The organism is Duganella fentianensis (assembly GCF_009857835.1).
Lineage (GTDB): Bacteria > Pseudomonadota > Gammaproteobacteria > Burkholderiales > Burkholderiaceae_D > Rugamonas > Rugamonas fentianensis.
The window spans coordinates 602,432-626,324 of the sequence record NZ_WWCL01000003.1 but is presented as its reverse complement, the minus strand read 5'-3'; the positions used below and the strand labels follow the sequence as shown (position 1 = coordinate 626,324).

The 23,893-nt window shown below is 63.3% G+C and carries 18 protein-coding genes; 11 read left to right on the top strand and 7 right to left on the bottom strand.

Annotation, left to right across the window (positions count from 1 at the left end; genetic code table 11):
- Positions 1–6 precede the first annotated feature (6 nt).
- Complete coding sequence (gene rpsL, locus GTP23_RS15855) at positions 7–390, bottom strand: 30S ribosomal protein S12 (protein WP_008444270.1); 384 nt, start codon at positions 388–390, stop codon at positions 7–9.
- Positions 391–660: 270 nt separating this feature from the next.
- On the opposite strand from rpsL, the gene GTP23_RS15850 reads away from it, so the two are divergent.
- A complete protein-coding gene (locus GTP23_RS15850) occupies positions 661–2,616 on the top strand; it encodes a phosphoethanolamine transferase (RefSeq protein ID WP_161036027.1) in 1,956 nt (651 codons plus the stop codon).
- Here GTP23_RS15850 and GTP23_RS15845 read toward each other — a convergent pair.
- Positions 2,599–4,149: a MutS-related protein gene (locus GTP23_RS15845; RefSeq protein WP_161036026.1), complete on the bottom strand. Its 1,551-nt coding sequence runs from the start codon at positions 4,147–4,149 to the stop codon at positions 2,599–2,601. The two genes, GTP23_RS15850 and GTP23_RS15845, sit on opposite strands and share 18 nt — an antisense overlap.
- Positions 4,150–4,373: 224 nt before the next feature.
- Between GTP23_RS15845 and GTP23_RS15840 the strand changes: the two genes are divergently transcribed.
- The 9 genes from GTP23_RS15840 to GTP23_RS15800 all read left to right on the top strand — a co-directional run bounded on the left by GTP23_RS15840 (position 4,374) and on the right by GTP23_RS15800 (position 15,961).
- The gene (locus GTP23_RS15840) at positions 4,374–5,642 is read left to right on the top strand and encodes an efflux RND transporter periplasmic adaptor subunit (protein WP_161036025.1); all 1,269 of its coding nucleotides are present in this window, start codon (positions 4,374–4,376) and stop codon (positions 5,640–5,642) included.
- A gap of 16 nt (positions 5,643–5,658) precedes the next feature.
- On the top strand, positions 5,659–6,369 hold the full coding sequence (locus tag GTP23_RS15835) for an ABC transporter ATP-binding protein (RefSeq protein ID WP_155436658.1): 711 nt from the start codon (positions 5,659–5,661) through the stop codon (positions 6,367–6,369).
- A 10-nt stretch (positions 6,370–6,379) separates the two neighbouring features.
- Positions 6,380–7,696, top strand: coding sequence for an ABC transporter permease (locus tag GTP23_RS15830; RefSeq protein ID WP_161036024.1), 1,317 nt, complete (start codon positions 6,380–6,382; stop codon positions 7,694–7,696).
- Between the two features lie 44 nt (positions 7,697–7,740).
- Positions 7,741–8,976 (top strand): ABC transporter permease, encoded by a 1,236-nt coding sequence (locus tag GTP23_RS15825; RefSeq protein WP_161036023.1) that lies wholly within the window; start codon positions 7,741–7,743, stop codon positions 8,974–8,976.
- A 66-nt stretch (positions 8,977–9,042) separates the two neighbouring features.
- The gene (locus tag GTP23_RS15820; protein WP_161036022.1) at positions 9,043–10,377 is read left to right on the top strand and encodes a sigma-54-dependent transcriptional regulator; all 1,335 of its coding nucleotides are present in this window, start codon (positions 9,043–9,045) and stop codon (positions 10,375–10,377) included.
- Positions 10,377–11,744 (top strand): sensor histidine kinase, encoded by a 1,368-nt coding sequence (locus tag GTP23_RS15815; protein ID WP_202412218.1) that lies wholly within the window; start codon positions 10,377–10,379, stop codon positions 11,742–11,744. Before GTP23_RS15820 ends, GTP23_RS15815 begins: the two co-directional genes overlap by 1 nt.
- Positions 11,745–11,960: 216 nt before the next feature.
- The gene (locus GTP23_RS15810) at positions 11,961–12,446 is read left to right on the top strand and encodes an FxDxF family PEP-CTERM protein (protein ID WP_161036021.1); all 486 of its coding nucleotides are present in this window, start codon (positions 11,961–11,963) and stop codon (positions 12,444–12,446) included.
- Positions 12,447–12,512: 66 nt separating this feature from the next.
- Positions 12,513–13,280, top strand: a complete 768-nt coding sequence (locus GTP23_RS15805) for a spermine/spermidine synthase domain-containing protein (protein WP_161036020.1) — start codon at positions 12,513–12,515, stop codon at positions 13,278–13,280.
- 260 nt (positions 13,281–13,540) lie between these two features.
- A complete protein-coding gene (locus tag GTP23_RS15800; RefSeq protein WP_161036019.1) occupies positions 13,541–15,961 on the top strand; it encodes a TonB-dependent receptor plug domain-containing protein in 2,421 nt (806 codons plus the stop codon).
- Here GTP23_RS15800 and pdxR read toward each other — a convergent pair.
- A complete protein-coding gene (gene pdxR / locus GTP23_RS15795; RefSeq protein ID WP_161036018.1) occupies positions 15,958–17,433 on the bottom strand; it encodes a MocR-like pyridoxine biosynthesis transcription factor PdxR in 1,476 nt (491 codons plus the stop codon). The two genes, GTP23_RS15800 and pdxR, sit on opposite strands and share 4 nt — an antisense overlap.
- 89 nt (positions 17,434–17,522) lie before the next feature.
- Here pdxR and GTP23_RS15790 point away from each other — a divergent pair, with 89 nt between their 5' ends.
- A complete protein-coding gene (locus tag GTP23_RS15790; protein WP_161036017.1) occupies positions 17,523–18,179 on the top strand; it encodes a pyridoxamine 5'-phosphate oxidase family protein in 657 nt (218 codons plus the stop codon).
- Here the strand turns inward: GTP23_RS15790 and GTP23_RS15785 are convergent.
- The 4 genes from GTP23_RS15785 to GTP23_RS15770 are packed head-to-tail and all read right to left on the bottom strand — an operon-like array spanning position 18,136 to position 23,885.
- On the bottom strand, positions 18,136–19,878 hold the full coding sequence (locus GTP23_RS15785; RefSeq protein ID WP_161036016.1) for a hypothetical protein: 1,743 nt from the start codon (positions 19,876–19,878) through the stop codon (positions 18,136–18,138). The two genes, GTP23_RS15790 and GTP23_RS15785, sit on opposite strands and share 44 nt — an antisense overlap.
- Positions 19,879–19,886: 8 nt before the next feature.
- Positions 19,887–21,926: a DUF4175 family protein gene (locus GTP23_RS15780; protein WP_161036015.1), complete on the bottom strand. Its 2,040-nt coding sequence runs from the start codon at positions 21,924–21,926 to the stop codon at positions 19,887–19,889.
- Positions 21,910–22,989 (bottom strand): BatA domain-containing protein, encoded by a 1,080-nt coding sequence (locus GTP23_RS15775; RefSeq protein WP_202412217.1) that lies wholly within the window; start codon positions 22,987–22,989, stop codon positions 21,910–21,912. Before GTP23_RS15775 ends, GTP23_RS15780 begins: the two co-directional genes overlap by 17 nt.
- Positions 22,986–23,885, bottom strand: coding sequence for a DUF58 domain-containing protein (locus GTP23_RS15770; RefSeq protein WP_229256119.1), 900 nt, complete (start codon positions 23,883–23,885; stop codon positions 22,986–22,988). The genes GTP23_RS15775 and GTP23_RS15770 overlap by 4 nt, the downstream gene beginning before the upstream one ends.
- Between the last annotated feature and the right edge of the window lie 8 nt (positions 23,886–23,893).

Below are 23,893 nucleotides of genomic sequence, written 5' to 3'. Positions count from 1 at the left end.
GAGCGATTACTTCTTCGCTTGTTTAGCGCGCTTGGTACCGTATTTCGAGCGAGCTTGTTTACGGTCTTTAACGCCCTGGGTATCCAGTGCACCGCGAACCATGTGGTAACGCACACCTGGCAAGTCTTTTACACGACCGCCGCGCAGCAGAACAACGCTGTGCTCTTGCAGGTTGTGGCCTTCACCGCCGATGTACGAAATGACTTCGAAACCGTTGGTCAGACGCACTTTAGCGACTTTACGCAAAGCCGAGTTAGGCTTCTTAGGAGTGGTGGTGTACACACGGGTGCAAACACCACGTTTTTGCGGGCTGTTTTCCAGCGCCGGCGATTTGCTTTTCACGGTCAGAGCGACGCGTGGATTGCGAATCAGTTGATTGATGGTTGGCATCGTTTAAACCCAACAAAATTACAACAGTTAATAACCCGGACCGGAGTCCGGCGACTAAAACTTCGTCCCGATTTACTGCCACAGCGCAGGCGCCAAAAGCCACTCACGAAGAGCAGCCAAAAATAGCGTATACGATGCGCAGACTAAATTGAGAACTCGCGAGTATAGACCTGACCGGTGGCGCAGTCAATCAATTTCGCGGCAGAATGCGGGCTGGCAGGCCGTGGCCAGACTAGCAAGAAGGTGGCCAAACACCGGATAATACCGGCCATGATACTGCTTTCCGCCCCACGCTCCCTGCTGCGCCCTGCTCCCCTGTTCGTCCTGTTCAGCTACGCCCTGCTGACGCTGGTACCCCTGCTACCACTGGTACTAGGCGGCAGCGCCACCGAACTGCCCCAGACCATGGCCGTGGCCGGCCTGCTCTGGCTTGCCGTCTGGGCAATATTGCAACGTCCTGCATGGTTCCACTGGCTGCTGCTGCCCGCCTTTCTGGCCCTGCCGACGGAAGTGTATCTATTCAAATATTATGGCCAGGGCATCTCCACCCACCATCTGGGCATCATCGCCGAAACCAGCCCTAAGGAAGCGATGGAGTTTCTGGGCAATAAAGTCTGGCTGATGGGCGGCCTGATGCTGGCCGTGCTGGGCTGGTGGCTGGCCGTGCAGCTGGCAGCACAGCGCTGCCAGCAACTGGCTTGGCGCGGCCTGAGCCGCTGGATCGCACTGGCCTTGCTGGCCCTGCTGGCGGGCTGGCAGTGGTACGGCTGGGAATTCGGCGTCAAAGGCAAGCCCGTGCCGCGTAGTGCCCCCCCGGCCGGCGCCTATCGGCCGCTGGCTGCCAGCGCTTCTGCCGCCGCCTCCGGTTCGGCTTCGGCTTCGGCCTCCGTCAGCGCCGACAGCGCCAGCGACGCGGAGGATGAGGAAGACGAGGACGAGGACGAAGAAGCCGCCGGCAGCGCCGTCGCCGGCGCCCACCATACCCGATTGCACCTTGCCGCCCTGCCCTGGTGGCTAGGCTCGCCCTTCAATCTGTCCCATCTGGCGGCCTCGTGGCCGTTCGGCCTGAGCGTGCGCGGCGTGGACTTCTACAAGGAACGCAGCTATCTGGCCGATCTGGGCCAGCGCAGCCGCAACTTCCGTTTCGGCGCCCGCCAGCGCCAGAGCGATAACACGCCGGAGGTCGTCATCATGGTGATAGGCGAATCCTCGCGCTACGACCGCTGGGGCATCAACGGCTATCAGCGCGACACCACCCCGCTGCTGGGCAAAGAGCCCAACCTCGTTACGCTGGCCGATGTGATCACTTCCGTCTCCGCCACCCGCCTGTCCGTGCCTATCATGATTTCCCGTAAGCCGGCCACGCAAAGCCTGCGCGAAGGCTTCTCGGAAAAATCCTTCATCACGGCCTACCGCGAAGCCGGCTTCAAGACCTGGTGGTTATCCAACCAGATCGCTTTCGGCAAATTCGACACCCCCGTCTCGGTGTTCGCCAAAGAGGCCGACGTGGTGCAGTTCATGAATCTGGGCGGCTACACCAAGCATTCGAACTACGATCAGGTGCTGCTGGAACCGCTGCAGCACGCCATGGCCGATCCGTCGCCGAAAAAACTCATCGTGCTGCACACGCTGGGCAATCACTGGAACTACAGTCAGCGCTATCCGCAGCAGTACGACCGCTGGCAACCCTCGCTGTATGGGGTGGATAATCCCGTCTACACGGATCTGAAGATCAAGACCCGGCTGAACAACAGCTACGACAACTCCATCCTCTACACCGACTGGTTCCTGTCGCAGGTGATAGGCCAGCTCAAAGGCGGTCCGCGCCGCAGTGCCATGCTGTACGTGGCCGACCATGGCCAGACGCTGTACGATGACCGCTGCAATCTGGCCTTCCATGGCCACAACACCCAGTACGAATTCCATGTGCCGGCCATGCTTTGGTATTCCGACCAGTACCGCAGCGACTATCCGGACAAGGTGGCGCAACTGATCGCCCACCGCAAGAACAAGCTGGCCACGGAAAACGTGTTCCACACCCTGCTCGATCTGGCCGACATTGCCTATCCCGACGAGAAGCTGGAATGGAGCTTCCTCAGTCCGCAACTGAAGGCGCACAAGCGCTACGTCGACAGCTACGGCTGGAGCAATTACGACAACGCCAGCTTCCGTGGCGATTGCCGCGAAGTCATCGACAAGGGCAGGCCGCTAAAGCAGGAGAAGTAATTCCTGCTCGCCGGGATGCGCCATATAGGCGCTGAGCCAGTCGTACACCTGGCGCGCGCGCCGCGCTATCGCGCCATCAAAGCCCTGCGCATCCAGCAGGGCAATGCCATTGGTCTCCGCCAGCACGCCCGGCATCAGCCGCAGCTGCTGCTGATGGCGCCGCACGCACCACGGCTCCAGCTCACGCTGTAGCAAGGGCGCCAGCACCAGATTGTGCGAGGAGACGATCACCAGCGCCTGCGCGGCCAGACGCTGCAGCACCGCCGCTGCGGCCGAAATCGACTCCAGATGGTTGGTGCCGCGGAAAATCTCGTCGATGATGAATACGGCACGGCCCTGCTCGGCCCGCGCCAGCAATTCGCGCGCGCGGCGCAGTTCGGCCAGATACAGGCTTTCCCCCTGATCCAGCGCATCCTCGCTCTGCATGCTGGCGTAGACCGGCAGCCGCACCACACTGGCCTGCGCCGCATAACAGAAGCCGAAGGCACGCGCCGTCAGCAGATTCAGCCCCACCGTCCGCAGCAAGGTGCTCTTGCCGATGCCATTCTGGCCCGAAATGAAAGCGCCCTTGTGCGCCAGCTGCACATCCAGCGTTTGCGGCTGCTCCAGCAGGGGATGGGCCACCTGCACCAGCGCTACCCCGTCGCCCTGCTCTGCCCAGCAATAGCGTGGCTGCCGGCGCAAATGGCACACCAGCGCCAGATCCGCTTCCAGCGCGGCCATGCGCGCAAAACAGTCACGCAGCCACGGCAGATGCGCTTTCACCACTGCACGGCTGGCAAAATAGTGGCGCACATTCGCCAGCCATAGCCAGTCCTGATACTCGGCCACCCCGGGCAGGCTGGCCAGCGGCGATGGGGCCAGCAGGCGGTTGAGCCGGGCAGCTTCGGCGGCATCAGTCTGCCAGTCGCGGGCCAGCGGCTGATCCAGCCCGCCCAGCAGGGTATGACTGCGCAACAGCTGCTGCAGTGCTGCGCGCTGGCGGGTCCAGCTTTGCATGGGCTCGTGGTAGCGCATCTGCACAGCCAGCAGCGCCAGCCAGAAGCCCAGCACCAGCAGCCAGACGGCAGGCCATGCGCTCGCCAGCGCCAGCACCACCGTGGCGAGCAGCCCCAGCGGCAGACCCGGCAGCAAACGGCTCCAGCGCGGCGCATCCCGCATCGCGTTCTGCCAAAGCGTGGCACTGACTTCGCAATCAGCCTGACGCAGCCCTGTGCAGGCCTGCAGCAGCAGCGACTCCTGTGCCGGGTCATCCAGCAGAGCACGTACCCGCGCCATGCTGTCCATTGTCGCGCCGTTCCCGCTATGCAGGCGCCGGTGCAATTCCTGCTGACCGAAGATGCTGGTGCCGCGCGTCAGCAAGCCGCTGTATTTGGCCAGCAGCAGATCATTCCACGTTTGCTCATCCAGCACACTGTCTTCGGGGTGGGCACTATGCCGGTACTGCGCCACGTCGCTGGCGGCAAACGGATAATCGATAGCAGCCTGCGACGCTGGCAATAAGAGACGGGACAGTTTTTCGAGCAGACGCATGCGGTTTTCCTGGACTATGGCTAGCCCGACAATTTGCGGCACTTGCCAAGATATCAAGTACGCCAGAAAAAATATTTCCCTGCCGCACAGACGACATGCGCGCGGGCGGACAGACCGGACGTGCGCGGACAACGGACGACGGCAGTAATTTTCATAAAAATCAGCCACTTAGCACTTGGCACGGTTTCTGCATGGAGAGTTGCAACTCTTACTCAGACGCTGCCATGATCCGCGATACTTCACAACAGGACACCGTACTCACCGCACCGGCCGGCCAGCGCCGCCGCCGTTTGCTGCTCATCGCTGCCGGCGCCGTGCTGCTACTGGGCGCCGCCTATGCCGTGCTGCATAGCTGGCGCGGTAGCAGCCACTCCGTCAGCATGGCGCGCCTGCGCATCGCCGAAGTGGGGCGCGGCACGCTGGTGCGCGATGCCGCCGTCAATGGCCGCATCGTTGCCGCCGTCAGTCCCACCCTGTATGCGGCCGCACCGGCCACCGTCACGCTCAAGGTGGCGGCCGGCGATACGGTGAAAAAGGGCGACGTGCTGGCCCTGCTGGAATCGCCCGACCTCAGCGATGCGCTCAAGCGCGAACAATCGAGCTATCTGCAACTGGAAGCGGAAGTGGCACGCCAGCAGATTCTGGCACGCCAGCAGAAGCTGCTGGCGCGGCGCGATGCCGATACGGCGGAAATCGAACGGCTGTCGGCCCAGCGCACACTGGAGCGCTACAACGCCGTGTCCAACGAAGGCATCATCGCCAAGATCGAATACCAGAAAGCCAAGGATGCGCTGAACTCGGCCGAAATCCGCGCCCGCCACGCGGCACAGGCGGCCGAACTGGAAAGCGATAACGTGGCACTGGCGCTGCAGACCAAACGCAATGAGCTGGACCGCCAGCGTCTGTCACTGGCCAATGCCCAGCGCCGCGTCGACGAGCTGACCGTGCGCGCGCCCGTCGATGGCTTCATCGGCACGCTGTCAGTGGCCAACCGCAGCGTGGTACCGGTCCATGCGCCGCTGATGACACTGGTCGACCTGTCGCGCCTCGAAGTCGAACTGGAAGTGCCGGAAACCTATGTCGCCGATCTGGGCCTGGGCATGCATGCCGAAGTGGATTTCGGCGCCGGCCGTGCCACCGGCAAGCTATCGGCGCTGTCGCCTGAAGTCGTCAAGAATCAGGTGCTGGCACGGGTGCGCTTCGAGAAGGAACAGCCGGCCGGCCTGCGCCAGAACCAGCGCGTCAGCGCCCGCCTGCTGATCGACGAACGGGCCAACACGCTGATGCTGGCGCGCGGTCCTTTCGTTGAATCGGAAGGCGGCCGCTATGCCTATGTAGTACGCGACGGCGTCGCCATCCGCACCCCCGTCAAGCTGGGCGCCACCAGCATCAGCAACGTCGAAATTCTCAGCGGCCTGCAAGCGGGCGACAAAGTCGTCATTGCCGGTACCGAAACCTTCGAGAACGCCGCGCGCGTCTCGATCAATCCATAACCTCACGAGGCCCGCCATGCTGCGCATGAAAAACCTGAGCAAAGTCTACCGCACCCACATGATCGAAACCCATGCCCTGCGCGGCTTCGAGATCAACGTCCAGCAGGGCGAGTTCGTCACCGTGACCGGCCCTTCCGGCTCCGGCAAGACCAGCTTCCTCAACATCGCCGGTCTGCTGGAAGAATTCACCGACGGCGAATACATCCTCGACGGCATCAACGTCAAAGGCATGGACGACAATGCCCGCTCGCGCCTGCGCAACGAGAAGCTGGGTTTCATCTTCCAGGGTTTTAACCTGATCCCCGATCTGTCGCTGTTCGATAACGTCGACGTACCGCTGCGCTACCGTGGCTTCAACGCGGCCGAACGCAAGGAGCGCATCGAGGATGCACTGGCCAAGGTGGGCCTGGGTTCGCGCATGAAGCACTATCCGGCCGAACTGTCGGGCGGCCAGCAGCAGCGCGTGGCGATCGCCCGCGCCCTGGCCGGCTCGCCCAAGCTGCTGCTGGCCGACGAACCGACCGGCAATCTGGATACCCAGATGGCGCGCGGCGTGATGGAGCTGCTGGAGGAGATCAATGCGCAGGGCACCACCATCCTGATGGTGACGCACGATCCGGAGCTGGCGGTGCGCTCGCAGCGCAACGTGCACATCATCGACGGCCAGGTGGCCGATCTGGTGCGCAAGGCACCCACCCTGGTCCAGCCACACACCCATACGGCATAAGGAGCCCCGCATGTTCCAGTACTACTTCATGCTCGGCCTGCGCAGCCTGCGCCGCAATCCGGCCCTGACCGCGCTGATGGTGCTGACGCTGGCCGTGGGCGTGGCCGCCAGCATCGCCACCCTGACCATCCTGCACGTGATGTCGGGCGACCCGATACCGCACAAGAGCGACCGTCTGCTGGTGCCGGTGATCGACAACGGGCCGCTGGCCGGCTACACGGCCGGGGAGGAACCCAACGACCGCCAGCTCAGCTACCGCGACGCCAGCAACCTGCTGGCCAACAAGGTGGCCGAACGCAGTACGGCGCTGTATGGCATCAGCGTGGCGGTGGAGCCGGCACGCAAGGAACTGCCCCTGTTCAATGCACGTGGCCTGGCTCCCACCAGTGATTTCTTCAATATGTTCGACGTGCCGTTCCGCTACGGTGCCGGCTGGAGTCCGGCCGAAGACAAGGCAGCGGCCGACGTGGTGGTGCTGAGCCGCCAGCTGGCCGAGAAGCTGTATGGCGATAGCGATCCGGTCGGCCAGCGCCTGCGCATCAACAGCCAGCAGTATCAGGTCGTGGGTGTGCTCGATAAGTGGAATGTGGTCCCACGTTTCCACCGCATCATCGGCACGCCCGATGGCGCCTTCAGCGACGAAGACGAGCTGTATGTGCCGTTCGCCACCAGCGTGCGCCATGAAATGCAGCGCAACGGCAATTCCAGCTGCAGCAGCGATATCGCCCCCGGCTATCAGGCCTACCTCGATTCGGAATGCACGTGGATACAGTTCTGGTTCGAGCTGCGCAGTGCTCGTGAACGGGGCGCGCTGCAGGACTATCTGAACAGCTATGCCACCGAACAGCGCAAGCTGGGACGCCTGCAGCGGCAGGCACCCAACAAGCTGTATGACGTGCGCGAATGGCTCGATTACATGAAAGTGGTCGGCAACGATAGCAAGCTGTCGGCCTGGCTGGCGTTCGGCTTCCTGATTCTGTGTCTGGTCAATACCGTTGGCCTGCTGCTGGCCAAGTTCTCCGTGCGCGCGGCCGAAGTGGGCATACGCCGTGCGCTGGGCGCCTCGCGGCGCGAAATCTTCCAGCAATTCCTGATCGAGACCACCGTGATCGGAATGGCCGGCGGCCTGCTCGGCCTGCTGCTGGCGTTCGGCGCGCTGGCACTGATCGCCATGCAGTCGAAAGCACTGACGGTGGTGGCGCATATGGACTGGCTGATGCTGCTACTGACCTTTGCCCTGTCCGTACTGTCGGCCGTGCTGGCCGGTCTGCTGCCGACCTGGCGCGCCTGCCAGACCACGCCCGCTCTGCAACTGAAGTCCCAGTAATGCACACAGCGCCGTGATACCTCCGCTTTAAGGAACCCTGCATCATGAACTTGCACCCCATACTGTCTGCCCTGCTACGCAACAAGACCGGTCCGCTGCTGGTGGCCATACAGGTTGCGCTCAGTCTGGCCATCCTCGCCAACGCCCTGCACATCGTGCAAGTGCGTCAGGCCGTAGCCAGCCGCCCCAGCGGCCTCGCCAGCGAAGCCGATGTCTTCTCGATCAAAGTGCGCCACCTCGAGCCGCGCAGCCATCAGGCCCAGCTCGACGAACAGCGTCGTGAGACGGCAGCACTGCGCGCCGTGGCCGGCGTGCAGTCGGTGGCCTACACCACCCAGATGCCGCTGTCGCGCTCGGGCAACTACACCAGCGTGTCGCTGGACCGCAAACAGGTCACCTCGAGTGCTGCGGTCACGACCTACTATTCGCCCGATTCGCTGATCTACACCTGGGGACTGCAACTGGTCGAAGGACGCGATTTCCAGCCCAGCGAAGTGCCCGAAGTCGACACCAACACCAGTAAGGACTTTCCCCACAGTGTGATCATCACCCGCTCGCTGGGACAGAAACTGTGGCCCAACGCCAGCAACTATCTGGGCAACACGATTTACTACGGGGTCGGCCCCAACACTTCGGAATTACGCGTAGTAGGCGTGGTGGCGCGCTTGCAGACACCAGGTGCCGCCAATACCGAAGGCGCTGAATTCTCGATGCTGCTTCCCGTCCGCCTGACCGGCGATGATGCATCCACCTACACGGTGCGCACGGAACCGGGCCAGCGCGAACGGGTCATGCAGGAAAGCGAAGCGGCGCTGCGCAAATCTTCCGTTCTGCCTGTCATCACCCGCCTGCAGGCCGTCAGCGAACTACGGCGCGACCGTTATCGCGCCGATCAGGCGCTGGCATGGATGCTGGTCACCGTCAGCGTGCTGCTGCTACTGATTACGGCCAGCGGCATCGTCGGCATGGCCAGCCTGTGGGTCACCCAGCGCCGCAAGCAGATCGGCGTGCGGCGTGCGCTCGGTGCACGCCGCAGCGATATCCTGCGCTACTTCATCACGGAGAATCTGCTGATTACCAGCGCCGGCGTGGTGGCCGGGGTGCTGCTGGCCCTGGCGCTGAACCAGTTGCTGGTCAGCCAGCTGGAAATGCCGCGCCTGCCCGCCGGCTATCTGCTGGCCGGTGCTGCGCTGCTGTGGGCGCTGGGCGTGGCTGCCGTGTACGGGCCGGCCTGGCGCGCTGCCAGCATTTCGCCGGCCACCGCCACCCGCAGTACCTGACACAGTAGCAGAACCCTGTGCTGCGGGCGTGCCCCGCACGCAGCACGACAATGATATGCTTGCAACATGCCTAACGTTTTAATCATAGACGACAACGCTGCCGTCGCCATCGCACTGGAAGTGCTGTTCTCGCTGCACGAGATCGAAGCGCTGCGCGCTGCCACGCCGGAAGAAGGGCTGGCCCTGCTGGCACGTCACCCGGTCGATCTGGTGATACAGGATATGAACTTCAGTGCCGACACCACCTCGGGCGAGGAAGGCACGGCGCTGTTCCGCGCCATCCGCGCACGCTATCCCGATCTGCCGGTGATCCTGCTGACGGCATGGACCCATCTCGATGCGGCGGTAGAACTGGTCAAAGCCGGTGCGGCCGACTATCTGGCCAAGCCCTGGGATGACCCCCGCCTGATTGCCACCGTCAACAACCTGATCGATCTGGGCCGCACCAGACGCGCCCTGCAGCAGCGCCTGCAAAGCGAGCAGCGCCAGCGCCACGCGCTGGAAAGCGAATACGATCTGCGCGGCATGGTGTGGCAGGACCCGGCGACGGAACGGGTGATCCATCTGGCCTGCCAGGTGGCGCGGGCCGATGTGCCGGTACTGATCAACGGCCCGAATGGCACGGGCAAGGAAGGCATCGCCGCCATCATTCAGGCCAATTCCAGCGTCCGCAACGGCCCCTTCGTGGTGCTCAACTGCGGCGCCCTGCCGTCCGAACTGATCGAAGCGGAACTGTTCGGCGCCGAGGCCGGCGCTTACACGGGTGCTTCGCGCGCCCGCGAAGGCAAGTTCGAAGCGGCCGATGGCGGCACTCTGTTCCTCGATGAAATCGGCAATCTGCCGCTGGCTGGCCAGATGAAGCTGCTGCGGGTGCTGGAGACGGGACGTTTCGAACGGCTAGGCTCCAACCGCGAACGGCAGGTGAAAGTACGGGTGATCAGCGCCACCAATGCCGACCTGCCCGCCATGATACGGGCCGGCAGCTTCCGCGAAGACCTGTTCTATCGCCTCAACGTGATCGAACTCAGGCTGCCGCCGCTGGCCGCCCGTCCGGCCGACATCCTGCCGCTGGCGCGCCACTTCCTCGGTACCCCGGCACGTCCGCTGCATCCGTCCGCGCAGGCGGCGCTGCTGGCGCACAGCTGGCCCGGCAATGTGCGCGAGCTGAAGAACGTAATGGCCCGTGCCGCCCTGCTGGCCAGCGGCGATGCCATCAAAGTGGCCGATCTGGGCTTGCCCGCGGCCGGTAACGAAGACGCCGTGCGCGAACCGGACCGCGATGCCATCGGTCTGGCCCTGAGCCGCGCCGGTGGCGTAGTGGCGCAGGCGGCGGCCGATCTGGGGCTGTCACGTCAGGCGCTGTACCGCCGCATGGAGCGGCTGGGTATCGCCCGTCCCTGATGCCGCGCCCTGCTCTGCGCCGTCCGCCCATGCGGCTCTCGCTGCTGACGCGCTGGACAGCCATGATCGCCACCCTGCTCACGCTGGGCATGCTGATCGCACTGGCCCTGCTGTACTATCTGCCGGACCAGCCCTTGCTGGTACTGGCCATCTGCCTGCTGTGCGTACTCCCGATAGGCATCATCACCATCCGCGCCCAGCTGGAAACCATGCTGTCGCTATTCCGCGCTCTGAGTGGCACTGTCACCAGCTACCGTGATGGCGACTTTTCCTTCAGCCTGCACTGGCCGCAGAACGATGAACTGAGCGATCTGGTTGCGGCCCACAATGCGCTGGGCGATGTGCTGCGCCAGCAGCGGCTCGATCTGGTGCAGCGCGAACTGCTGCTCGACACCATGGTGCAGAACACCCCCGTCGCCATGCTGCTGCATAACGATAGCGGCACCATCGTGTACGCCAATATCGCGGCGCGCCAGCTGCTGTATCAGGGCCACAAGCTGGAAGGCCACAAGCTCGACACCATACTCGCGCAAGCCACGCCGGCACTGCGCGAAGCACTCGATCGTGGTGGTGACGGACTATTCACCAGCAGTGGCGCCGATCCTGCGGCAGATGCCGAGAACGAAGAGGTATTCCATCTGGCGCGCCGGCGCTTCCACCTGAACGGGCGCCAGCACGAACTGCTGCTGCTGCGCCAGCTGACCATGGAATTGCGCCGGCAGGAAGTGCAGACCTGGAAGAAGGTCATCCGCGTTATCAGCCACGAACTGAATAACTCGCTGGCTCCGCTGACTTCACTGGCCCATTCGGGCGCCGAGCTGGTGCGGCGCGGCCAGACCGGGCGGCTGCCGCAAATCCTCGCCACCATCGAGGAACGTACGCGCCATCTGGAAAATTTCATTCTTGGCTATGCGCGCTTTGCCAAGCTGCCGGCACCGCGCGCGACGCCACACCACTGGGAAGAGTTTCTGGCCCAGCTAGGCGAGCTGGCGGAATTCCAGCTGCTAGGGACGCCGCCGGCCGAGCCGGCCAGCTTCGATACCGCCCAGTTGCAGCAAGCTTTGCTCAACCTGATCAAGAACGCTCATGAGTCTGGCTCGCCGGCCGACGCCGTCACGCTGGAAGTGCGGCCGCTGCCCGGTGCCGTGCGCATCGATGTGCACGACCGTGGCCCCGGCATGAGCGAAACGGTGCTGGCCAATGCACTGGTGCCATTCTATTCGACCAAACGCAGCGGTACCGGCCTGGGTCTGGCGCTGGCGCGCGAGATCGCCGAAGCCCACGGCGGACGCATCCTGCTCGCCAACCGCGCTGGCGGCGGCCTGAGCGTGACTTTATTTTTGCCAGTGTCTAGTACATACAACTAGCCCATTTGCGCTAGTTCGAAATAAATTATGACAATTTGCAAAGCGGAAATTATTTAAACGAAATATTTAATCGTCTCCCCACGCACTTAGTTAATCACTATTAGTTTTGTTATTTCCATAAAAAAATAGCGAATTGACATGAAATTCGCTCCGGCGTAAGGTCACTAAGCAGTCACGGATTTTAGTTCTTCAACTATCTCATTACGCGGGGATCACATGAAAATAACTTCCTTACTAGCAGCTGGCCTGTTAGCAGCCGCTTGCGGTCAAGTGTCAGCAACGGATGTATCGCAAAACGTTGGCATGATTGGCGGCCCAGTCTACTTCACAGGTAGTTTCGGCGCCAGTCACATTGACGGCGACGAATTTACCGACACTTTCACCTTTACTTTTTCCGCCAGTTCCGGGCTCAGCACCGGCTCGTTCAAGAGCCTTCAAATGGACGGCAAACAGCTCACGCTGAGCTCAGTCAAGCTAAATAGTTACGATCTGACCTACTCCAACGGCGTCTACTCGTCAGCCAGCTACATCGACCTGCCAGTGAACAGCCCGTTTACGCTGACGATCAAAGGCACTGATCCAGGCATCTTTAGCTACAGTGGCACCGTCTATGTCACTGCCGTTCCAGAGCCTGCCACCTATGGCATGATGCTGGGCGGTATGGCACTGCTTGGTGTAGTGGCACGACGCCGCAAAGGCTAATCCCGCCAAAAGACGCTACGGCGTCTTTTTTTCATCCCGCGCCATGCCGGCTGCTACACTGCCGGCATGAAACTCTCCGCCCAAACCCGCTTCGACGCTCCCGGCCATCCGCCAGCCACCATCACCGAATTTCAGGGCGTACGCAGCCTGCATCTGGGCACCTCATGGGTGCAAGGTGCCATGCGCATCGCCAAGCCCGACCAGATCGAACTGGAATACGTCCAGATGATGATGATGTGGCTGCTGTTCAATCCGCAGCCGCGCCAGGTGGTGCAACTGGGTCTGGGCAGCGCCGCCCTGACCAAATTCTGCTACCGCCGCCTGCCCGATACCCGTGTCACCGCCATCGAACTCAACCCTAACGTGATCGCCATGTGCGCAGCCCAGTTCGCGCTGCCGCCCAATGACGAGCGCCTGCAGGTCAGGGAAATGAATGCCATGGACTTCGTGCTCGATACCGCCAACCATGGCAAGGTGGATGTCCTGCAGGTCGACCTGTACGACGAAGAAGCGCGCGGCCCCGTGCTCGATAGCCCGGAGTTCTATCAGGCCTGCTACGACTGCCTGAGCGCAGATGGCATGATGACCACCAATGTGTTCGGCGACTTCTCCAACTACGACAAGAATCTGCAGGCCATGGAACAGGTGTTCGATGCCGTCGTCTGGCTGCCGGAAGTACATGACGCCAACATCATCGTGATTGCGTTCAAGCGCGCGCCGGTACTCGATTTCAGCGTGCTGTACGAACGGGCCGGCGCCATCAAGAAAGCCTATAACCTGCCCGCCAAATCGTGGGTGAACGGGCTCAAAGGCTGGATGCTAGATCAACACTAGGTCAACATTTAAGCAGGCACCTTGACGGTGCAGCACAGGCCGATCTGTGGTGGATTTGCACCATTTTTCCGCAGAAAATGGAGCATGCATCGAACATAATACGGCACGCACCAATTTAAATCACGAAAAATTGCCAGATGTGCAGAATCTGCAACAAATTGGGGCATCCACAATTGCGGCAGTGCAAAAACAACCGTTAGTATTTTTCTCCGCCCTGCGCCAGTTACGCGTCCGCAGGTCCCAACTAGAAAGAGATAACGATGAAAAGAGCACCGCAATTCCAACGCACGCTGCTGGCGGCCGCCGTTCTGGCCCTGTCGACCGGCTACGCCAGCGCCGAAGGCAATGATGCCCCGGCCGAACAAACCGTCGTGGTACTGGGCTCGCGCTCGGTGGCCAAGACGGCCCTCGATACGGCCGCCCCGGTGGGCCTGATCGGCCTGAAAGATATGCAGACGGCCGGCCCGCTGGAGCTGGGCAAGCTGCTGCAGACGCTGGACCCATCCTTCAACTTCTCCAGCACCTTCATCAGCGACGGTACCGATTCGATCCGTCCGGCTACTCTGCGTTCGCTGGGCCCTGATCAGGTGCTGGTACTGGTGAACGGCAAGCGCCGTCACCAGCAAGCCCTGCTCAATGTGCAGCAGACCATCGGTCGCGGTTCGGCCGGTACCGACATCAACGCCATTCCGCTGGGCGCCATCCACCACATCGAAGTGCTGCGCGACGGCGCGGCCGCCCAGTACGGCTCCGATGCGATCGCCGGCGTGATCAACATCGTGCTGAAGTCGCAGGTCAATGAAACCCAGGTCAGCGGCAGCGTCGGCACCACCTCGGAAGGCGATGGCGATCTGTACTCGGCCAGCGCGAATACCGGCTTTGCGCTAGGTCAAGATGGCGGCTTCCTCAACCTGACGGCAGAAGCGCGCAAACGCGGCGAAACCAACCGCGCCGGCGTCGATTCGCTGCGCGTCAGCCCGCCACGCGTGACCCAGCACATCGGCGACAGCAACACCAAGGACGGCTACCTGTGGTGGAACGGCTCGCTGCCGATCGACAAGGCCAGCGATTTCTACGCCTTCGGCGGCGTCTCCAAACGCAAGAGCGATTCCTTCGGTTTCTTCCGTTCGGCCGGCGACGACCGTACGGTGGCATCGGTATCGCCTAACGGCTACCTGCCAGCCATCCACACCACCATCAAGGATGCTTCGTTTGCCTTCGGCTACCGCCGCGATCTGGCCAACGACTGGAAGGCCGACATCAGCATCAACTACGGCGCCAGCGAACTGGCATTCCATGAGTCGGACAGTCTGAACGTCAGCTACTGGTACGAGAAAAAAGCCGATGGCAGCATCTACGGCGAATCGCCACGCGAAGCCGATACGGGCACGCTGAAATTCAACCAGACCACCTTCAACGCCGACATCAAAGGTCCGGTGCAACTGGGCGGCGCCAGCATCTTCCTGGCCACCGGCTTCGAATACCGCGCCGATAACTACCAGATCGTCGCCGGTGATCCGGTGTCCTACCAGTATGGCCGCACCAACAATCCGGCCATCGTGATCAAGACTCCTAGCGGCGCTACCGCAGCTTCCGGCATCCAGGGCTTCCCGGGCTACACGCCGGCGACGGCAGTCGATTCGGGCCGCCACAACATCGCCCTGTTCCTCGACGCTGAACACAAGCCTGTCAACGAACTGACGCTGGGCGGCGCTGTGCGCTACGAAAGATACTCGGACTTCGGCAGCACCGTTACCGGCAAGCTGAGTGCCCGCTTCGACCCGACCAAGCAGTTCGGTCTGCGCGGCAGCCTGTCCACCGGTTTCCGTGCACCGAGCGTGCAGCAGGAGTTCTACAGCTCCGTCTCGACCAACCTGAATAACGGCGTGCTGACGGAAACCCTGACCGCACGTCAGGGCAGCGCTGTCACCAAGGCTTTCGGCATCGCTCCGCTGAAAGAAGAAACCTCGACCAACGGCAGCATCGGCATGGTGCTGCGTCCGGCCAGCAATATGTCGCTGACGGCTGACCTGTACGAGATCAAGATCAAGGACCGCATCGTGTTCTCGAGCGAAATCGCACCGGAAGCCAACGGCGGCCCGATTGCCAACATCCTCAAACCGCTGGGCGTAGGCCAGGCACAGTTCTTCACCAACGCGGTCGATACCCGTACCCGTGGTCTGGACATCGTGGCCGAACACACGTCCAAGTTTGCCGCCTCCACGCTGGTGCTGTCGGGCCAGCTGGGCTTCAACAAAACGGAAGTCACCAAGCGCCATTCCACGTCGTCGGTGCTGACCGGTGCCCAGCTGTTCGACCAGTCGCAAGTGACCCTGATCGAACACGGCCAGCCACGCAAGCACCATGTGGTCGCGGCTGACTACACGGCCGGCCAGTGGAACCTGAACACGCGCGCCAACTACTACGGCGAAGTACAGGCTGAAAACTTCAGCCCGCTGCAGAAATGGGATGCGCGCTGGCTGGTCGACGCTTCGGTGCGTTATGCCTACACCAAGCGTACCTTCTTCAGCGTGGGCGTGAACAATCTGTTCAACCAGACTCCGTCCGACTGGACCAACGGTGGTGTATTCCCGAAACTGGGCTTCACCAAGTGCTGGGAAACCTGCCCGATCGGCGTGAACGGCCGCACTATGTACGTGCGTGCTGACACGGCCTTCTAAGCAGTCGCCGTCGCTACGTGAACAGCTGGCAGCGCTGCTGCCAGTTGCTTCACCAGTGCTTCCATCTGCTCGGCTGGCACCTGTGCATAGCCGAGCACCAGTCCCTGCAGGGCCAGACTTCCCTGCGTCGCCTTGGCGCTCAATGGTTCTGCCACCATGCCCTGCTCCAGCAGGCGCTGGCTGATCGCCACATCGCTCCAGCTCTGATCCCTGAAACACAGCACCAGATGCATGCCGGCCGACACGCCATGCAGCGTCACATGCTGGCCCAGACGGCGTTCCAGCGCCGCCACCAGTGCATCGCGCCGCTGACGGTACAGCCGCCGCATGCGCCGCACATGGCGCGCAAACTGCCCGCTTTGCAGGAACTCCGCCAGCGCCAGCTGCTCCCCCACCCGCCCTCGCGCCGACGATTGCGCACGCATCTGCGCAAAGGCCGGTGCCAGCGCCGCCGGTACCACCACGAAGCCGATGCGTAGCGCCGGAAACATGGTCTTGCTGAAGGTGCCCAGATACACCACGGGTGCATCATCGGCCAGCCCCTGCATGGCCGACAGCGGTGCCCCATCGTGACGGAATTCGCTGTCGTAATCGTCTTCGATAATCAGCGCACCGGCACGGCGCGCCGCTTCGATCAGCGCAATACGGCGGCTCAGACTCAGCACGCTGCCCAAAGGGTACTGATGCGACGGGGTGGTGTAGATCAGCCGCGGCGGACGTAGCAGCCAGTCATCCGGCTGCGGTGCTATGCCCTCTTCGTCCACTTCGATGCCACTCACATTCAGGCTGGCGCCACGGGCCGCAGCGAGCGCACCGGCATAACCGGGATGCTCTATCCAGATCGTATCGCCCACATCGGCCAGCGCACGCAGACACATATCGAGGCTACTCTGCGTACCATCGGTGATGAACACCTGCGCCGCATCGCATACCACCCCGCGCGCCGCGCGCAGATACTCGGCCACCGCCACCCGCAGCGGCCACTCGCCGGCCGCATCGCCATAGTTAAGCTGGTCCGGCGTCAGGCTGCGCCAGGCGCGTTCCAGCAAGCGCCGCCACAGCGCCAGCGGAAAATGATCGAGGGCCGGCACACCGGGCACAAAAGCTCCCGCCAGATGCACGGCCGTAGGCGGCGTACGCAGATTGCGCACCCGCTGCGCCAGCCCGGCCTGCGCGGCAGGCGGCACCACCTGCGCACTGGCTGCCTGCAGCGGCACCGTGGCCACCACCGTGCCGCGCCGGTCGCTGTGCACATAGCCCTCACTAGCCAGCTGCTCGTAGGCATACAGCACAGTATTGCGTGCCACCTGCAATTCCTCGGCCAGCGCGCGCGACGGAGCGAGCAGCGTTCCCGCGGTCAGCGTGCCCTGCCGGATCGCGCTGCGCAGGCATTCATGCAGCAGGCGCTGGCGCGACCAGCCGTGCTGCGCGTGCTGTCCGATGTAGGCGTTGAAAAGCAGGGAGTAGTCCATCGTGGCTCCAAAAAATAACACAGTTCTGGATCTTTTTAAGGAACCATCACTCCATTATATTGGCACTTCAATTCAACCGGATGGAGATTATGACCACACCAGAAACTGCCGCAGCACCGAGCGAACGCACGCGCATCCGCCGCATCCCCACCAACGCCGCCTATGACACAGCTACATTGCACGCCATCGTCGATGCAGCCTATCTGTGCCACGTCGCTTTTGCCGATGACAGGGGCGCACACTGCATTCCCACGGCATGCTGGCGCGAAGACAGCCACCTGTACATCCACGGCTCGAATGGCAGCCGTATGCTCAAGCGCCTGACGGACAGTGAATGCTGCGTGACGATTACCCATCTCGACGGGCTGGTGCTGGCGCGTTCCGCCTTCAACCACTCGATGAACTACCGCTCGGCCATGATCTACGGCCGCTTCGAAGTGGTCAGCGATGAAGCACAGCGCCACCATGCGCTGGAAAATTTCATGGAGCATCTGGCACCGGGGCGTCAGGCAGAAATCCGCGCCGGTTCGGACAAGGAATATGCAGCCACCACCATCCTGCGCATCAGCCTCGAAGAAGCAGCCTGCAAGATCCGCAGCGGCGGCCCGGACGACGACGAGGAAGACATGCAGCAGCCCGCATGGGCCGGTGTACTACCGCTGGCGCTGAAACCGCTGGCACCGGTAGTGGACGAGAGCTGCCTTATACCTTCTCCGGCCTACGTGCAGCAGTGGCAACAGGACTGAACTGCTCGCGCCACCACAGCGCCAGCATGCAAGCGATGAACAGCAGGCCAGCTGGTGCTAGCGGCAGCAGTGCAGTCGTAGCCGGCGCAGCTAGCTGCGCCGATGTCGCTGGCGACGCTGCGGCCATGGCCTGCCCCTGAGCCATTCCCTGCGGAGTGTGGCGCGCCGCATAGCGTGCCGTGGCATCGCGCCGCAATGCACGCTGCCACGCAGGCCAATCATTCGAGCCATACACATACAGGCGTTCCGCTTCCTGCGTACCGCCCAGCGTCATGGTCAACCAGCCTGTCTGCGCTGGCCAGACTGCGGCGCACGCCGCATCGGCCTTGTCACGGCGGCGCTGCAAGGGCTGCTGCAAACCCTCCACTTGCAGCATGGCGCCCGCTGGCGCGCCCTGCACACACAGTTCGCTGCGCAGGCCCGCCAGCGGTAAAGGGTCATCCAGCTGCCATGCCAGCTTGCCCTTGCTCGGCAAGGCTATCGTATCCAGCGCCACCTGCCACCACGCCGCCAGCGCCTGCGGCGCACTGATGGCGTAGCGGTGCCATTCCGTCAGCCCCAGCCAGATCACGCGGCCGCGCTGCAGTTCGCGCTGCCACAACCACGGCTGCTTCCTGTCATCCTGTGCCAGCACGCTCCAGCCGGCACTCTGCCCGGCCGGATTCCAGGGTGCAGGCGCCAGCGACAGCTGCGTGCCAGCCAGCGCAAACTGGCGCATGTCTTCCTGCTCCGTGGTGGCCGACTGGGCTTGCAGATGCAGGCCAAATTCGCGCTGCCACAATGCCGCGTCGGCCGCATTCCCGCCCAGCACCACCAGCGGCACGCCCTGTCTCACCTGCGCCAGCAAGGCACTACGTGCGGCGGGTGCCAGATGTTCGATATAGGCCGCGTCAGCAAACAGCAGGTTGGGCGCAGTCAAAGCTTCGCGTGCCGCTTCCTGACGGGCGATGGCTTTGCCCAGTGTGACATTCCAGTCCACCAGTGCTCCACCATCGACCAGCAACTGATTCAGGCTGCGCGCATCGAATGACGGTGCATCGAACAGCCCGCGCACCTGCAAGGGTGTCGCCACCCTGACCTGCAGCGGCAACGGTCCCTGCGCCTGCACTTTGCCAGCCGCATCCAGTATGCGTGCCTGCAGCACCATGGCTTCCGCCACCGGTGGCAGCCACTGCACACTCTGAGTCGTACTAGCCTTCGCGGCCGGACCGGAATCGGCCAGCACCTGACGGTTTTCCGCCAGCAGCTGCAGCCGCCAGCCGGCCTGCGCTTCGCCACGCCTTACCTTCAGCGTGAACTGCCGGCCCAACGCCAGCGTGCGCGGAAAATCCAGCCAGAGCAGCTCGGCCGCCTTGGGCGCCCATTGCAGCGGACGTGCTGGCACATCGCGCCACTCGGCATCGCGCAAGCCATCGCCACGCAACTCCACGGCGCTGGCAGATGCCAGACGCTGTAGTTGCGCAGCCGTGACGGCCGCTGGCGCATCGCTCTGGATCACGATAGGCGCTGCCGCACCGGCAGGCAGGCGCAATCCGGCCAATGTCAGCGCCAGCGCCAGTGCCGCCAGCAGCACCAGCGCTGCGTTGATCTGCTGATGTTTGCGCAGATACAGCGCAGCACTCACCACACCAGCCAGCACAACGGCCAGCGACACCAGCCACTGGCCCGGCGGGATAGACGAAAAGACGGCAGTCATCATGGCTCCACTCATTGCACGGGCTCCTTGCCATTCCACGCGCGACGGAAGGCGGTATCGCTCACGCTGCGCGACTGCAGCAGCACGGGCGCCTCGCTCAGCGTGCCGCGCAGCCACGCGCGCAGTTCACCACGGCATGGCATGCAGCCATCCTGTACATCCTGTACGGCGCGCTGCGCCGCCAGCTTCTGTTCCGGATCGGTGATGCGCTGGCTAATCGCTTCACGTGCGGCCTTGCTCCATAGCGCAGGCAAGGCGCCATCCTGCGCCAGCGCCTGTACCAGCTCGCGCACTTCGGCTGGCACGCTCACACTGGCCGCACCCTGCGCACGCTTGTAGCCAAGCACACCGACTATATCGCCGCTCATGCGCTTCTCTTCTTTCAGCGCCGGCGGCACGAATGCCGTGCGGTGCAGATAGACCCGCTCGGCCGCCTGCAATTCCTTGATCGCTTCCAGCGCCTTGTATTCCGGCACTAGCGCCGTCTTCGGCGTGATCGCGCGCAGCGACTTCTCCGCATCCCACATGGCAGCCAATGCCCGCTTCAGGATTGCTTTGGTCTTGGGATCGAATATGGTGGCATTGTCTTCCTGATCGTGGGCGTGGCCAAACTCCTTGAGCATGGAACTGTCCCGGCCAAAGCCGGCTGCCGGTGTACCACCTTCGTGGCCATGCTCGCTCTCGTGCTCGTCGCCGAACAGGCTGGATTCCTCACCGAGGAACTGGCCATAGCGCAGCCGCAGCTTGGCCTGATCGCTAGCGATCGCCTCGCTACGGCTGCGCACCGTGGCAGGTGGCATGGAAGTCTGGGCCTGCATATCAGCCAGCAGCTGCTCCGTATCGATGATGATCTGACGCTGGCTACGCAGCGTTTCCGGCTTGGCCAGACTAGGCAGCGCGGTCGCCTCCAGACTCTCCGCTTCAGGTGCGGGCAAGCGCAGCGTGTAAGTCGGCGACTGGGTAGTGTGCGGATGGTCGGGCGCATTGTCGCTGGCCCGCACAAAGAAATACAGCTCGTCGCCGGGCTCCATACCCAGTTCGCCCAGATTCCATTGCTTCTTCCAGCTGCGCTCTTTCGGGTTGGCCGACTGCGGCAGCGGCACTTCGCGGTCGCTGAAGCGGATATTCTCGCCGCTGCCACGCGCCAGCGTCATATGCAGGCTGGCGCGGCTGATCGCGTAATCATCTTTCGCGCTGACGGCGATCTGCACGCTGCGCGCATCGCGGGCCAGCACATGTATCAGTTCCGTGGGTTCCGCAATTGTCACCTCGGGCGCCTGATCGGGAATCACGCGTATGGTGTAACGCGTAGCGCCCGGCTGGCGCAAACGCCAGAACAGCGATTCATCGACACGCCGGCGAATACACTCGGCGCCCAGCTGCAGCACGCTGCCGTCACCCAGCTCCACCACAGGCAGCACGCTGCCTGCGTCCTTGAGGCACCAGTACACCTCGGAGTACTGCGGTATCTGCACATCACGCGCAACTGTTTCGAACGGTTTGCTGCCTGTGTAGGCAGGCGGCACCACGCGCAGATAGGCTTCGCCACCGCCGGCCACACGGGCGCTGCGCTGCGCTAGCGATGGCATGCTGGCAGAGGACTGGCGGCTCTGCACTACGCCGCCGATCATTAGCCACAGCACCAGTGCCAGTAGCGGCAGCACTGGCCAGCGCACGCGGCTACGGGCAATGGCGGCATAATCCGCTACACCCAGCACGGCATGCAGGCGCGCCAGCAAGCGCTGCTGCTGCAAACGGCCGATGGCGGAAATGGCATCCATCGCCAGCAGATCCGCACTGTCCTCCAGCGCCGGAACAGCTGCGTTCAGCCACGAGGTCCACTCCGCGTGGACGCGCTGGCGCCAGCGCTGCGCATCAAACACAACCCACAGCGCTGCCAGCAGCAAGCCTGCCAGTACAAACAGTCGCGCAGCAGGTAGCAGCCAGAGGGCGAGCAGCAGCGGCACCAGCAGCGCCCCCCATACTGGCAAACGGCGCAGGAAGATGGCGCGGTGCAGGCGCAGGCGCAGCAACTCAGTTTCGTCGCGCATGGCTCAGTACCCGTTCGATCATAAATAGCGCCAGCAGCAAATAAGCCAGCCAGCGCGCTGGTTCCGCTTCGGCGGCTCTGGCACTAGGCACGGCCGTAGCGTTCCACTGCTGCGAAGTCAGTCCGTACGGCACTGCCGCCGCAGGCTGTAGCTGCTGCCAGCTCTCGTATAGAGCGTGGGCCACTTCGGCATCGCGCGGCGGAAAAGCTTCCGAAGTCCAGCGCCGGCCTTGCACTGTATCGGTATATCGCAGATGCAGGCCATGCAAGCTCACGCTCTGCCCTTCAGCTTTTTCGCTGCTCGCGCGTGCGCTTCCCAGCCACCAGTGTGGCGCCGCCCACCGGGCTGGTGCCGCATCCGGCCGGTCCCAGATAATCAGACTCGTTGCAGGGCCCGGCGCATCGGCAAAGCGTATGGTCTGCCCGCCCTGGCCCCTGCCCTGATCCGCATCGACACTGGCAAACGCGGCAAACATGGCACGCCACAGCGCCATGCGTTCCGGTGTGGTTGCCAGCACCACTTCCTGCACTGGCAGCACAGGCTGCACCGGCTGTCGATCGCTATTATTTGCGCTAGCCATGGTGCGTACCGTCACAGCATGGGCAAACTGCGGCGGCCGTGCGGGCATGGCCAGTTGCTGATGGCGGCTGACTATCAGCAGACGTGCCGTGGCACGCCACTCCCGCTCATGCTCGGCCAGCCAGCGCAAAGGCTGGGCAGGCAGCGCCAGTTGCTGTGCGTGGCCCATGCCGGCGGCAGCAATCTGCTGCTGTGCCCATACAGGGTCCGCACCATTATCCAGCAGTACGGTATCACCACGCCACGGCACGATGGTGGCAGCCAGCCATGCCAGCAGCGCTATCAATATCAGGCAGCGTACCAGTAGCAGCAAACGGTCACGCCACTGCCAGATGCGCAATTGCCGGGGCTCGGCAGCGGGTAGGAAGCGCGCGGTCGCCAGCGGTTCTGCCGTCAGGCGCTGGCGCTTCTGGCGGTGCCACCACCACGGTAGCAACAGCAGCGGCAAAGCCAGCCACCAGTAGGGATAGGAACTGAAGATCATCGGCTAGCGGCCCTTCTTGCGCCTGCCGCACGCAGCCAGCCGCGCAGCACTTCCACCACCGGCTGTTCGATACACGCGACGCTATGCACGATGTCACTCTGACGGCAGGCCTGTGCCACCGCATCGAAATGGGCGCGGCTCTGTTCGCGGTAGCTGGCACGGTCGGCACCGCTCAGGCGATGCAGGCCGCCACTACGTTCGGGATCACGGTAGGCAGCACCAGCGCGGAAACTGGCATCCACTTCCGCCTGCGTGCGCAGCGTCAGCAGCCGTACATCGTGGTGCATGCGGCGCAGCCGCTGCAACGCCTCGCTGAGCGGCGAAGGCCAGTCCAGAAAATCGCTGGCAACGAACATCACCGCAGGGCTGCGGGCAAAATGCAGATGGGCTTTCAGCACCTCGCCGGCGGGCAGCCTACCCAGCGGCTGCGCCTTGTTCAGCTGTGCCAGCACGCGCTGCAGCTGGCGCGGACCGCGCGCCGCCGGCGTGAAGTCCACCTTGTCGCCGCTGCACACCACCAGACCGAAAGCATCGCCCTGACGCTGGGCTATCGCCGCCACGCAGGCCAGCACGGTACGGGCAAACCACAGCTTGTCGATGCCGTTGATCTCGCGGCTGGGTTCCGCCATGGACGCAGTCGCATCCAGCCATAGCCAGACTGCGACGTGGCTGTCACGCTCCGCTTCGCGGATGAAGTAGCGGTCGGCACGGGCCAGCAGCTTCCAGTCCACGCGGCGCCATTCATCACCGGGCGCATAGGCACGGTATTCGGAGAACTCCACGCCAGCGCCGCGCTCGCGGCCTGCATGGATGCCATGGCCGAGTCCTGCCAGCACGTGCCGGATCACCAGATCCAGATCACGGGTCTGCGCCATCGTGGCGGTGGTGGGCATCATCGTCAGCG

Coding starts and splice junctions, on each gene's coding strand:
- GTP23_RS15820 (WP_161036022.1), top strand. CDS start 9,043: ATGCCTAACGTTTTAATCATAGACGACAACGCTGCCGTCGCCATCGCA.
- GTP23_RS15825 (WP_161036023.1), top strand. CDS start 7,741: ATGAACTTGCACCCCATACTGTCTGCCCTGCTACGCAACAAGACCGGT.
- GTP23_RS15845 (WP_161036026.1), bottom strand. CDS start 4,149: ATGCGTCTGCTCGAAAAACTGTCCCGTCTCTTATTGCCAGCGTCGCAG.
- GTP23_RS15775 (WP_202412217.1), bottom strand. CDS start 22,989: ATGATCTTCAGTTCCTATCCCTACTGGTGGCTGGCTTTGCCGCTGCTG.
- pdxR (WP_161036018.1), bottom strand. CDS start 17,433: ATGGACTACTCCCTGCTTTTCAACGCCTACATCGGACAGCACGCGCAG.
- GTP23_RS15840 (WP_161036025.1), top strand. CDS start 4,374: ATGATCCGCGATACTTCACAACAGGACACCGTACTCACCGCACCGGCC.
- rpsL (WP_008444270.1), bottom strand. CDS start 390: ATGCCAACCATCAATCAACTGATTCGCAATCCACGCGTCGCTCTGACC.
- GTP23_RS15805 (WP_161036020.1), top strand. CDS start 12,513: ATGAAACTCTCCGCCCAAACCCGCTTCGACGCTCCCGGCCATCCGCCA.
- GTP23_RS15800 (WP_161036019.1), top strand. CDS start 13,541: ATGAAAAGAGCACCGCAATTCCAACGCACGCTGCTGGCGGCCGCCGTT.
- GTP23_RS15770 (WP_229256119.1), bottom strand. CDS start 23,885: ATGATGCCCACCACCGCCACGATGGCGCAGACCCGTGATCTGGATCTG.
- GTP23_RS15830 (WP_161036024.1), top strand. CDS start 6,380: ATGTTCCAGTACTACTTCATGCTCGGCCTGCGCAGCCTGCGCCGCAAT.
- GTP23_RS15850 (WP_161036027.1), top strand. CDS start 661: ATGATACTGCTTTCCGCCCCACGCTCCCTGCTGCGCCCTGCTCCCCTG.
- GTP23_RS15780 (WP_161036015.1), bottom strand. CDS start 21,926: ATGCGCGACGAAACTGAGTTGCTGCGCCTGCGCCTGCACCGCGCCATC.
- GTP23_RS15790 (WP_161036017.1), top strand. CDS start 17,523: ATGACCACACCAGAAACTGCCGCAGCACCGAGCGAACGCACGCGCATC.
- GTP23_RS15815 (WP_202412218.1), top strand. CDS start 10,377: ATGCCGCGCCCTGCTCTGCGCCGTCCGCCCATGCGGCTCTCGCTGCTG.
- GTP23_RS15785 (WP_161036016.1), bottom strand. CDS start 19,878: ATGATGACTGCCGTCTTTTCGTCTATCCCGCCGGGCCAGTGGCTGGTG.
- GTP23_RS15835 (WP_155436658.1), top strand. CDS start 5,659: ATGCTGCGCATGAAAAACCTGAGCAAAGTCTACCGCACCCACATGATC.
- GTP23_RS15810 (WP_161036021.1), top strand. CDS start 11,961: ATGAAAATAACTTCCTTACTAGCAGCTGGCCTGTTAGCAGCCGCTTGC.